Genomic DNA, 12,240 nt, shown 5'->3' with positions numbered 1-12,240 from the left:
GCTTACTTTACACTCGAATAACGCGGGCAAGTGAAGAAACCTTGCCCAACCAATAAGCCTTATTTTGCAAGCTCAAACAACGCCATGGCTTCGATATGATGCGTCTGCGGGAACATATCGATTAAGCCTAACTTTTGTAACTTGTAGCCACGTTCAAGCAACACCGCACTGTCGCGGGCCAAGCTCGCCGGATTACAAGACACATACACCACTTGGCGGGGTTTCATCTTCTTAAGCCATTGCAAACTCTCGAACGCACCCGCACGGGCAGGATCGAGTAGCAACTTATCAATCTTGCCCATCCAAGGCTCGCAGGATAAATCGGCACTTAAGTCGCCATGGTAAAAGGTTAAATTGCTTAAGCCATTTGCCGCCGCGTTTTCACGGGCTTGGCTAACCATTTCTGGCACCCCTTCAACCCCAATCACTTCGGCGCCCAGTTTAGCTAAGGGCAAACTGAAGTTCCCCATACCACAGAAGAGATCGAGAATACGCTCACCCGGCTGTGGTGCTAACCAGTCTAACGCCTGCGCCACCATGGCCTTGTTAATTTGCGCATTCACTTGCACAAAGTTACCTGGGGTAAAGGTGAGGCTCACAGGCTTTGCATCAGCGTTATCATCGAGCAACTGGTAAACGGGTAATAACAGCGTGCCATTCACCCCATGGAACTCGCCGTTGTTGTCTTGCAAACAAATATGGATTTGATGCTGCTCGGCAAACTGCGCAAGCTTTGCCATGTCCTTATCATTTAAGGATTTAGTGATCCGAATTACCGCAAAATGACCGTTGTCGGCATCAATCAATTCTACATGCCCAAGGCTCGATTTGGCCGCCAGTTGATTAAGCAACTTAGCAAAGGGCGCGATTAAATCCGCTAAGGGTTTCGCCAAGACTAAGCAGGTATCAATAGGCACGACTTGGCTACTGCTCGAGGCGCGGAATCCTAGGCTCAACTGCTTGGTATTTTTATCAAATAGAGTCGCAAGGCGGGCACGGCGACGATAGTGCCAACCTTCGCCCGTCAATGCAGGCACTGAGTTGCCTTCGGCGCCAGCAAATTTGGCCATAATATCAACCAAGGCAGCGGACTTATGCTCGCGCTGGCCAGCTAATGACATATGCTGTAAATCGCAGCCGCCACAGCTTTGGTAATGTGGGCATAGCGGCGTGACTCGCTCAGCGCTCGGTGTCTCAACTTTAATTAGCTTGGCTCGGGCATAATTTTTCTTTTGTTCGGTCAGCTGCGCCTGCACGGTTTCACTGGGCAAGGCGCCGGGGATAAATACGACTTTTCCCTGATGTTGTGCTATACCTGCCCCTAGATGATCCAGCTGGTGCACGCTAAAGGATTGCTTCGCGGACAATTGCTTGGAACTATTTGGTTTTGCTTTAAAAAATTGTGCCATTTCGGCCTCTAAATCAATAAAAAACTGGTAAAGACCGCCCTTTTTCTGGCAGTCTTATAAAATTATATCGTCCCTAGAACTTAGGAAACTGCGCTGCGGCTATGAACCCTGTCAACAACATGACCAAATACAGCTTACGTTCCTGGGTTCTGGTGCTTGCGCTTGCGCCGACGATCTTAGTCGGTATTCTGCTGGGCAGCTACTTTACCATAAATCGCTTCTATGAACTCGAAGATACGCTGATTGAACAGGGCAGCAATATTATCGAACCTTTAGCGATTGCCAGTGAAGTGGGACTCGTGGGCAATGACAGGGAAGCGACCAAACGGCTCCTTGCCGCCGCGCAGCTGAATAAATCCACGCTCGTTAAATCTATCGCTATTTTTGATATTCAAAATCAACTCTTTGTCACATCGCATTACCACAAAGATTTCGAAATCATGCGCTATAAAGAGGCGCTGAGTAATCTGCACAAAACCGAAATCGAGCATGTGGGCGATAGCCTTATCCTTAGAACACCGATTTTTGCCACCGCCCCTCCGACGCCGGGCGCACCCATCAATTTTGATATCCAAACCGATACTGGCGAATTGCTCGGTTATATTTCGGTGATTATCAATAAAGAACGCGCGCTGCTCGAACAACATAGGGCCGCCGTGGCCGCCTTTATTATCGTCTTGATTGGGGTGCAATTAAACCTGTTGTTTACCTTTCGTCTGGTGAAAAACGTTACCCAGCCGATTACCGAAATGGTACGAGTGGTGGCCAAAATTCGCGAGGGTAAACTCGATGCTAGGCTCGAGGGCAATCTTATCGGTGAGCTGGATTTGCTTAAACGCGGTATTAACGCCATGGCGGGTTCGCTATCTGAATATCACGATGAGATGCAGCAAAATATCGATCAGGCCACCTCGGATCTGCGGGAAACCTTAGAGCAGATTGAGATCCAAAACGTCGAGCTCGACTTAGCCAAAAAACGCGCGCTGGAGGCCAGCCGCATTAAGTCGGAATTCTTGGCGAACATGTCCCACGAGCTGCGCACGCCATTAAACGGCGTGATAGGCTTTGCCCGTCAACTCGTTAAAACCCCGCTGCACTCGAGCCAAGTCGATTACATTAATACCATCGAGCGCAGCGCCACTAATCTGCTGGCAATTATTAACGATATTCTCGACTTCTCGAAACTCGAAGCCGGTAAAATGGTGTTAGAAAAAATGCCATTCGGCTTAAGGGAAACCTTAGGTGAGACGATTACCTTAATCTCGGGCAGCGCGCAGGCGAAAGGGCTGGAATTGGTCGTCGATATTGCGCCAAACGTCCCCGACAATGTTAACGGCGATGCCATGCGCGTTTGCCAAATTATCAATAACTTAGTAGGCAATGCCATCAAGTTTACCGACTCGGGCAGCGTGTTAGTCAAATTAGAATTACAAAACCAGACCGACGAGCAAGTGGTACTGCGCTGTGATGTGATTGATACCGGGATAGGGATTGACGACAGCCAGCAGGACTACCTCTTTCAAGCCTTTGGTCAAGCGGATTCCTCGATTTCCCGCCGCTTTGGCGGTACAGGGCTTGGGCTGGTCATCACTAAGCGTCTCGTCAACCAAATGGGCGGCCAAATTGGTTTTACCTCGGCGGTGGATAAGGGTTCAAACTTCTGGTTCACTCTGCCATTGGGGCTCGGTCAATTCCAAATTGGTGACTCATTGCCCTTTGAAAAACTTAAAGATAAAACCGTGCTGTTTTATGAGCCCAGAGTGCTCACCCATTCGGTGATAAGTCGTCAATTAAAGCAATGGGATACCAAAGTTACTCACCATCAACACATTCCGAGCTTATTAACGACGCTCTCGACCACCGAGCATCAGTTCGATTATGTGCTGTTGAGTTGCCATGGATTTAGCAATCCCAATCAATTAGTCAGCACCTTAAACCAAGCCAAGACCAAGACGGATTGCTTAATCGTGCTGTTCGATTGCCAAGAGCAGGAAGTGCTAAGCCAATTTATTCGCCCCAATGCCGATGTGGTGTTGTCACTGCCGGTGAGCGAGCACCAACTGGCGCGTAATATGCTCTATCCGCCAATAGAATATGATATTTCACCACCAGCCAGCATCACAGTGCCCGCCGCGCGCCAATCATTGACCGTATTGGCGGTGGACGATAACTTTGCCAATTTAAAGCTGATTGATACCCTGCTTAACGAGTTAGTGACGACCGTCATCGCCGTTAACAGCGGTGAAGAAGCCGTCAAACAAGCCAAGAGCCGCACCTTTGACCTTATCTTTATGGATATTCAGATGCCGGGCACCGACGGTATCAGCGCCACTAAGCAAATCCGCCAAGGGTCGATGAACCGTAACACGCCGATTATTGCCGTGACCGCCCACGCGATTGCCGAGGAACGTGAACTGATTTTAGGCAGCGGTATGGATGGGTACTTGCCTAAACCCATAGATGAAGCGGCCCTCAAAGCCGAAATAAACCGCTGGATCACTCGGCCCAAGTTCACCCATTTCGATTTACATACCCTCAACTGGGATCTTTGCTTAACCCAAGCTAACCATAAGTCGGATTTAGCCTTAGACATGCTGCGCATGTTATTGGATTCGCTGCCTCAAACCGTTTCGGCAATCGAGACGGCGCTGAGCCAAGATGACCAAGCGACTATGCTCAGCACAATCCATAAACTTCATGGTGCTAGTTGCTATTGTGGGGTACCAACGACACAGCGATTATGCCAAGAGATTGAATCGGCATTGAAACGTGATGCCCGTGTCGAAGATCTCGAACCGGAAATACTAGAGTTACTTGATGAGCTAACTAAGGTAGAATCGGCGGCAAAACAAGTGCTATCACAGCTATCAGCGGAAATAACAGATGACCAAAAAAACGGGCTTCTTTAAGCGTTTAAAGGCGCTAGAACTACCACAGAAAAAACTCTTTGCCATTGCCCTTTGCCAACGAATGTTACCTAACTATCAATTGTTTTCAGAGGTTTGCGAGTTTGGCGATCCTGCGGTATTAAGCACTGTGCTCGATCTTCTTTGGCAATCCCAGTACGACAACAAGCTAAAATTCAACATCGATGTGCATCTGCAGCGCTTAGAAGATAACACCCCTGAACCCGCCGATTTTGATAACTATGGCGTATACCCAGCGATGGATGCTGTAGTTGCTCTGTCTACGTTACTCGGTGCGATTCAAACCGATCTGGAAGAAGATATCACCAATATCAGCAAGTTATCCTCAAGCACTGTGGCAAACTACATCGAGACCATCAGCGATGTGGATTTAACCGATGATGCCTTAGATGACTATGTCTTCGCCCATGAAGTGATGGAAGAAGAGCGCGAACTGCAAAATACGCTGCTGGAAATCATCGAAGAAAATCCTAAGATCACCGCAGAGTTGGTGAAAGGTTTACGCAAAGAGATTATCGAAGCGGGAGTCTCGAATATCGGTATTAGCGTCGCGTAAATGAGTCCTGCTACCTAAGAATGATTCACTATTAGGTAGCATCTTATACCAATCGTATTAAATATCTGTTCATTCAGCGGGAGTTAAACGGGCTTTAGACAAGGCGAAGGCTTGAAGGCATAGTGGCGCTCTGTCGAAAGCCTTAAACGCAGTATAAAGCCCGTTCAACCCCGCCCTTCGGGAGCCTCACAGGCGTCTCACTCCCGTGTTACATTGACTTAAAAGGGAATAACCATTTCTTCGTCAATGCGCCTTGGATTGAGACGCCTGTGAGGCTCTGAACTGATTAGATATTTAATGTGATTGGTATTAGCCAAGGGATAACACTGTGAGGGATAGGATTTAGCCGAGCATCCATTGAATATGAAAAAACTCGTTTACCAAGGATTTATCTTAACCAATAGCGAAGGTCGCACCGATACCTGGAAACTCACCATAGGCCAGCAAAGCCGTATTGGTTCTCTGTTTGAACTGCGCCGTTTAGTCAATTACTACCTTGAACTGGGGATTGTGCCCGCCACCCGAGCCAGCCTACAAGAGGCGAAACAGACCCAAAACTCCATGAGTAAAAATCCGCTAAAACCCCGCAAACGCTAACGAGCTTAAATCATCGAAAACAGCTCGGGCGCCTTAGACTGCATAAACTCTATAAATACTTTTACCTTTAGCGGCTGCTGACTCCGCTGGTGGTACAGAATCGATATTCTGCGCTGCTCACCTATCCATTCGGGCAAGAGTACTTTTAACTGTCCCTCTTTAATCTGCTGTTTTACAAATAATTCTGGGCCATAGAGTATGCCGCCGTGATCGAGAGTCGCCTGAATCGCCCCGTGCAGATCCGTGAGCGTGAGCTTTGTCGGGCCATTAAAATAAAACGACTCGCCATTTGGGTGCTTTAAGTGCCAGTTAAACAGTGGCCACACTTTAATTAACTGATGGGCTTCGAGATCATCGGGATGGGTTAACTTAGGCGCCGCGGCTAAATATTCCGGCGTCGCAAATAGGCGGTAATCGAGTTCGCCTAAGGTGCTCGACACCCAAGAGGAATCGGGCTGGGCCCCGCCCACAATCGCCACATCGATCCCTTTATCAATTAAATCGACTAACTCATTGCTTTGGGAAATATGTAAGCGGATATCGGGATATAAACGCCCAAACTCGTTCAATGCGCGGATAAAGATGATGGAAATAATCGAAATCGGCGCCGCAATCCGCAATGTCCCTTCGGGCTTATCACTGCCGACACCGCTGAGTTCATCAAATTGGGCAATGACGCTCTGGTAGCGTTGAAATAACGCTAGGCCTTCTTCGGTTAACCGCAGCTTACGAGTGCTACGCATAAACAATTGCTTATCGAGCTTCTCCTCAAGCTTGGCCAGCTTGCGGCTTACAGTGGCGATGGGCATATCGAGCTCTTTAGCCGCTTGGGAAAAACTCCCCGCATTTACTAAATGCACAAACAGATAAATTAACTGCAGCTCGGCACCTATATCATCAGCCATTTTCTATCCCAATTGTTTATGTGAGTGCTTGCGTTCAGGCAACGCACTAACTCATTGTGTTTTAAACGTAGAATTATTCACTTCTACGACCATAGCGCAATAGCCTCTAGGGGGAATGCTATGCTATTTTGCTAACAGATTTACTGCGCTAGCGCCGATTATCGTCAATTCGCTGAAATAACATCCCAACCGACCTCACCTTGGCGGCTTGAATGAAATCAAGCATCACTAAGGCTATCTCGTGGGATAAGCAACACAAAAGGATGAGTGAGGGTCATGAACATTTTAACCCCTCTGTTTGCCGTCTTCGGAATCATGCTACTGGGCACACTAGTGCAAAAGCTGCGCTTTCTTCCAGTAGAAACAGACCAAGTACTCAATCAATATGTTTACTATATTGCGTTTCCTGCCATCCTCTTGATAGCACTGGCGCAGCAGCCCATTGAAGAGATCCTACAGTGGGGATTTATCGCCGGGTACAGCGCAGCCATGCTGGTGATTTACCTCGTTTGTATCGGCATCTCCCTGCTGGTTAATCCTAAACAACATGCAATTGCCGCCGTGCGCGCCTTAAATGCCACTTTTGGTAATACCGCATTTATTGGTATTCCACTCCTTATCATCTTATTCCCCCAGCAACAAAGCGCCTTAGTTGCCGCTGCGATTGCCAGTTTATTGTCCGTACTCATGTTTGCCGTGGCCTTGGTCTCGCTAGAACTCGCCACCAATAAACAGCGACAACATCACGCCGCGGTGATCATGCTGTTAGCCGTGGTGAAAAACCCAATTGTGATAGGTTGTTTTATTGGCGTGGCCATCTCGGCATTAGGGATAACTCTCCCCTCAGGCTTGGCAATGATGATCCAGCAGATAGGCAATACGTCCAGTCCCTGCGCCCTCTTTGCCGTCGGCATGGTATTGGCTAAAGCCATGCGCTATCAAAAAGATAGCAAAGTCTTTAGCCTGACAAACTTTATCGAACTGAGCCTGATCAACCTGTTTAAACTTATCCTGCAACCTGCCTTGGTTTACTTCATGTTGAAAGGCGTGGGGGTCACGGGCGACTATCTCGTTATGGGCGTTATCCTTAGCGCCTTACCCACTGCGGCAAGCGTCTATCTGTTGGCTCAACGCTATAACACCCAGGCCTCCAGCAGTGCCCAAGGGATACTCTTTGGTACCATAGTGACCTTTTTCAGCTTACCCATTCTGGAACAGCTCGTTAAAACCTATTCATAAACAAATAATTAGATTTTATGACATAGCGACATGTCGAATATTCACCCAAAGCCACTTTACTGTATATAAATTCAGTATATACTGTTTATCAATACAGTGATTTGGTAAGTTTTTCGACAGGAACTCACTATGCTTTGCCAACTCAGCATCAACAATTTCGCTATCGTACGTTTCCTTGAATTGGACTTTCGCCCCGGAATGACCAGCATTACCGGTGAGACTGGCGCGGGGAAATCCATCGCCATCGACGCCCTAGGTTTGTGCCTAGGCAACCGTGCCGATGCCAGCAGCGTTCGCCCTGGCGCGAGCAAAACCGAAGTCAGTGCCCGATTTTCACTCGAGGATGTGCCTCTGGCAAAACGCTGGCTCGAAGATAACGATCTCGAACTCGATGATGAGTGCATTCTGCGTCGAACCATCGGCAGTGATGGCCGCTCACGCGCCTATATCAATGGCAATCCCGTCCCTTTGACTCAGTTAAAATTACTGGGGCAATTACTTGTGGGTATCCATGGCCAGCACGCCCACCATGCAATGTTAAAGAGTGAACACCAGCTCACCTTACTCGATAGCTACGCCAATCACAGACTACTGATAGACACTGTGGCGGCAAGCTATCAGCGCTGTAAACAAATCGAAGCAGAACTCAAGCAATTAGAAGCCTCACAGCAGGAACGTATCGCCCGTAAACAACTGGTGCAATATCAAGTTGAAGAGCTAGATGAGTTTGATCTCAAAGTCGGTGAATTTGAAGAGATTGAACAGGAACACAAGCGTCTTGCAAACGGCACCGAATTGGTCGATAGCTGCCAAGCCAGCCTGTTTTTGCTCACGGATGGCGAAGAGAGCAATATCGAGTCACTGCTGAATAAAGCCGTTGGCCTGGCAGAGAATTTGCTAAGCTATGACCCCGCATTATCCAATGTCAGCACTATGCTGAACGAGGCGCTTATTCAAGTGCAAGAGAGCGCTGGCGAATTGCAGCACTACCTAAGTAAACTTGAACTCGATCCCGCGCATTTTGCCTATTTAGAGGAAAGGCTCACTAAAGCCATGCAACTGGCCCGTAAGCACCATGTTAGCCCTGACAAATTAGCCGAGCATCATCTCGCCCTCAGGGCCGAACTCACCACACTCGATGATGATGAAAATAAGCTAGAAGATATCCAACGCCAAGTGGAGGCCAGTAAAGTAGCCTACCTCGCTAACGCGCAAAAGCTGAGTCAGAGCCGCGCCCGTTATGCGAAAGAGCTGGATAAATTGGTGACTCAATCCATTCACGAACTCAATATGCCTAAGGGTAAGTTCACCATTGAAGTGAATTTCAACCCAGAAATCATGTCGATGAATGGCAGCGATAATATTGAGTTTATGGTCACCACCAACCCAGGCCAGCCATTACAACCTATATCTAGGGTTGCCTCAGGCGGCGAATTGTCACGTATAGGCCTTGGTATTCAAGTCATTACCGCGAAAAAGGTTGCCACTCCGACACTCATTTTCGACGAAGTGGATGTTGGGATCTCAGGCCCCACAGCAGCTGTGGTTGGACGTATGCTACGTAGCCTTGGCGAATCGACCCAAGTGCTGTGCGTGACCCACTTGCCGCAAGTTGCAGGTAATGGTCATCAACATATGTTTGTGAATAAATTCAACAAGGCAGGAAGTACTGAAACCACTATGACGCCTTTAGATAGGGAACAACGTATCCAAGAACTCGCCAGATTACTCGGTGGCGATACGATTACCACCAACACCTTAGCCAATGCACGGGAGTTATTACAGTAGTCATTCGCTTAATCCTGTAAATGAAGGTGTACACATAATGAAGGTTCTGAGAGAGCCTTCATTTTTATTGTGCAGAATAATTATCCAAGCTAAAGCATAAATAATATTAAGTTTTAGAATACGTTAGAATATTCAAACAACCTAATATCTAAATACTATAGACCAAATACCTTCTGATGATAACAATCACCCTTAGTGAAGGGGGAATGAATAAATTTTTATATAAATAGGCATGATTATAAAAAAATATTCGAAAGCACTATCGTAGATTAAGGTAACCACATGAAATTTATTTATTAATTTTAGTTAGATTATTATTGGCTAGATTGCAAATTTAATAGCGATAATTAATATTACCGTATGAGCCCTATTTTCCTAGACTTAATTACCTCTCAGGTCAATAGGAGTTTTAGCATGCCTTTCCAGCATATTCTCGCGGCGGTGGATGAATCAGTTCCCCCCAACGCGGTTCTAAAAAAGTCCGTCGTATTGGCCAGGAAATGCCACGCATCGTTAACTATCCTAAAAGTGAAACGAACCCACAATTTTAATCTTAATCTGTTATTTCATAGAGATAAGTCAAAGGTAATGCCTGATGACAGGCGAAAGCCTATCTTGGCCTATCCCGATAAACAATATCCAATCCGTATAAAGGAATGTCTTTCCCATTCAATTCACAATGCTATCGTCAATGAATGTAGCCAGTTAGATTACGATCTCATCATCGTCAGTCATAAATTCTATCCACCTTTCTTTAGTGAATTTTTAATTGCAGATGAATGGCAATTACTGAGATTGCCTAATATTCCAGTGATGTTTGTCGATCTTGAAGATTGGCATGAGAACGGCCATGTACTCACCGCACTGGAACTCGACAATGAAAATATGGCTCACCTCGAGTTCAATGAAACCCTAATAGAAGAAAGTAAACGGATTGCAACCTTGCTATCAAATGATCTGCACTTAATTAACAGTTACTTGCCAGATCCCTTCTATATGAGCTTTAATCAGCAACCACAGGAGCCTGTTTCTGAGCGGGAAAAATATAAAGCGAGGCTCACCACAGTGGCACGGCAGCATAATCTCAACACACGCAACTTACACATTGAAGAAGGCTTGCCCGAAGATACGATTTCCAATGAGGCCCGCAGGCTCAACGTCAATATGCTGGTGATGGGCAGCGCCGAACGCAAAGGCATGTTTAGCGCATTCAAAGGTAATGCAGCGCGAAATATCATTAACAAACTGCGAACTGATCTCTTTATTGTCAAACCGCGACATCCACATTAAAACACCGACACAAACAAAAGCCGCCTTTAGTATTCACTAACGGCGGCTTGATTATCACCAATCGGTTTCATTATTGGATAAAAGCCGCCAGGACCTGCACACCAATAAGCGCAAAAATGCCAGCTAATACATCGTCGATCATAATGCCAAAGCCGCCTTCGACCTTGGCATCGAGCCAACGAATTGGCCAAGGCTTGATGATGTCAAAGAGACGAAACAGCACAAAACCAACGACTAACCAGAGCACTCCGGCTGGCGCGGCAATCATAGTGATTAATAGACCCGCCACTTCATCCCAAACGATTGCACCATGGTCATGTACGCCCATGTCTTTAGCAGCTTTATCGCAGATATAAATCCCCGCGAGTACGCATACTAAGGTCACAACTAAATACCAACTCAAGGGCAATTGAGCCAACAACAAATAGAGCGGAACTGCCGCCAAGGTGCCAAAGGTGCCGGGGGCCTTAGCCGCTAAACCGCTGCCAAAGCCTAAAGCTAAAAAATGGATCGGATTTTTAAGAGACAGGCGCGACAGCGCCTGATCTTGGGATAACAACTTCATTAAAAATGCTCAAAACCATGATATGGCGGCGTAAAGGGCTCACCATTGAGTTGCAACTTAAGTTTACTGCCCGCGCAAATTTGCCCAACCCGCACAAACTTAGTCCCAGCGTGGCTCAGTGCCGTTTCTAACGCGCCTTTTTGCGCCTCTGGCACGGTAAAGAGCAGCTCATAATCCTCGCCCCCCGTTAGCGCATAACCTAAGGCATGCTCTTCGCTCACGGTATCCTGCATGGCACGGGACAACGGAATCGCCCCCACATCCACAACCGCGCCTACCTGCGATGCTTTGAGGATATGGCCAATGTCCGAGATAAAACCGTCGGATAAGTCGATAGCACTGGATGCTAAAGACCGTAACGACTGGCCCGCTAACACTCTAGGCGTCGGACGATAATGGCGATTGATTAAGAACTCTTTATGCTCCGCACGCGCATGCTGCACGCCACGGATCAAATCCAGCCCTAATGCCGAATCACCTAGCGTACCGGTCACATAAATCCAGTCACCCGCTTTTGCACCGTGACGCGTCAACGCCTTACCCTGCGGCACTTGCCCATGCACGGTAATATTAATGGCTCTAGGGCCGCGGGTAGTATCGCCGCCAATAAGGGCAATGCCGTAATACTCAGCCGCTTCGAAGAGTCCCTCACTAAAGCCGCTCAGCCAAGCTTCGTTAACCTCTGGCAAGGTAAGCGCAAGCGTCATCCAAGCAGGTTCAGCCCCCATGGCGGCTAAATCCGAAAGATTTACGGCTAGTGCTTTGTAACCTAAGGCTTGAGGGGGAATATCGGGGAAGAAGTGAACGTTTTCGACTAAGGTATCGCAGGAGATGGCGATCGACTTGTTTTCGGCGGGCTGCACTAGGGCGCAATCGTCGCCAATACTCAGTTTGACATCACGACGCGTGGGGCCGCGGTGATTGAAATAACATTCAATAAGTTGGAATTCTTTCACTGTACAGT

Annotated in this window: 10 protein-coding genes; 6 read left to right on the top strand and 4 right to left on the bottom strand. The window is 47.5% G+C overall.

What is annotated here, in order from left to right; genetic code table 11:
- Positions 1 to 59: 59 nt before the first annotated feature.
- A complete protein-coding gene (rlmD, locus tag N7386_RS05700; RefSeq protein WP_279767389.1) occupies positions 60 to 1,409 on the bottom strand; it encodes a 23S rRNA (uracil(1939)-C(5))-methyltransferase RlmD in 1,350 nt (449 codons plus the stop codon).
- A 101-nt stretch (positions 1,410 to 1,510) separates the two neighbouring features.
- On the opposite strand from rlmD, the gene barA reads away from it, so the two are divergent.
- From barA to N7386_RS05685, 3 genes are all read left to right on the top strand, one after another.
- Positions 1,511 to 4,318: a two-component sensor histidine kinase BarA gene (gene barA / locus N7386_RS05695; RefSeq protein ID WP_279767387.1), complete on the top strand. Its 2,808-nt coding sequence runs from the start codon at positions 1,511 to 1,513 to the stop codon at positions 4,316 to 4,318.
- Positions 4,293 to 4,892, top strand: coding sequence for a YjaG family protein (locus N7386_RS05690; RefSeq protein ID WP_011716210.1), 600 nt, complete (start codon positions 4,293 to 4,295; stop codon positions 4,890 to 4,892). The genes barA and N7386_RS05690 overlap by 26 nt, the downstream gene beginning before the upstream one ends.
- Positions 4,893 to 5,255: 363 nt before the next feature.
- Entirely contained in the window at positions 5,256 to 5,489 is a 234-nt protein-coding gene (locus tag N7386_RS05685; RefSeq protein WP_011625558.1) for a DUF3319 domain-containing protein, read from the top strand.
- A 5-nt stretch (positions 5,490 to 5,494) separates the two neighbouring features.
- Here N7386_RS05685 and lldR read toward each other — a convergent pair whose 3' ends face one another.
- Complete coding sequence (gene lldR / locus N7386_RS05680; RefSeq protein WP_279767386.1) at positions 5,495 to 6,394, bottom strand: LysR family transcriptional regulator LldR; 900 nt, start codon at positions 6,392 to 6,394, stop codon at positions 5,495 to 5,497.
- A 276-nt stretch (positions 6,395 to 6,670) separates the two neighbouring features.
- Here lldR and N7386_RS05675 point away from each other — a divergent pair, with 276 nt between their 5' ends.
- The 3 genes from N7386_RS05675 (at position 6,671) to N7386_RS05665 (ending at position 10,711) form a co-directional block, all read left to right on the top strand.
- Complete coding sequence (locus tag N7386_RS05675) at positions 6,671 to 7,633, top strand: AEC family transporter (protein ID WP_089068228.1); 963 nt, start codon at positions 6,671 to 6,673, stop codon at positions 7,631 to 7,633.
- Positions 7,634 to 7,762: 129 nt separating this feature from the next.
- Positions 7,763 to 9,421, top strand: a complete 1,659-nt coding sequence (gene recN, locus N7386_RS05670; RefSeq protein WP_089068229.1) for a DNA repair protein RecN — start codon at positions 7,763 to 7,765, stop codon at positions 9,419 to 9,421.
- Positions 9,422 to 9,835: 414 nt separating this feature from the next.
- Positions 9,836 to 10,711: a universal stress protein gene (locus tag N7386_RS05665; protein WP_279767385.1), complete on the top strand. Its 876-nt coding sequence runs from the start codon at positions 9,836 to 9,838 to the stop codon at positions 10,709 to 10,711.
- A gap of 70 nt (positions 10,712 to 10,781) precedes the next feature.
- Here N7386_RS05665 and N7386_RS05660 read toward each other — a convergent pair whose 3' ends face one another.
- Complete coding sequence (locus N7386_RS05660) at positions 10,782 to 11,276, bottom strand: phosphatidylglycerophosphatase A (protein ID WP_279767384.1); 495 nt, start codon at positions 11,274 to 11,276, stop codon at positions 10,782 to 10,784.
- Positions 11,276 to 12,232: a thiamine-phosphate kinase gene (thiL, locus tag N7386_RS05655; protein WP_279767383.1), complete on the bottom strand. Its 957-nt coding sequence runs from the start codon at positions 12,230 to 12,232 to the stop codon at positions 11,276 to 11,278. Before thiL ends, N7386_RS05660 begins: the two co-directional genes overlap by 1 nt.
- Positions 12,233 to 12,240 lie beyond the last annotated feature (8 nt).

This window comes from Shewanella sp. GD04112 (assembly GCF_029835735.1).
Taxonomy (GTDB): Bacteria; Pseudomonadota; Gammaproteobacteria; order Enterobacterales; family Shewanellaceae; genus Shewanella.
The sequence above is the reverse complement of the archived record's forward strand: the minus strand, read 5'-3'. Positions and strand labels throughout refer to the sequence as shown.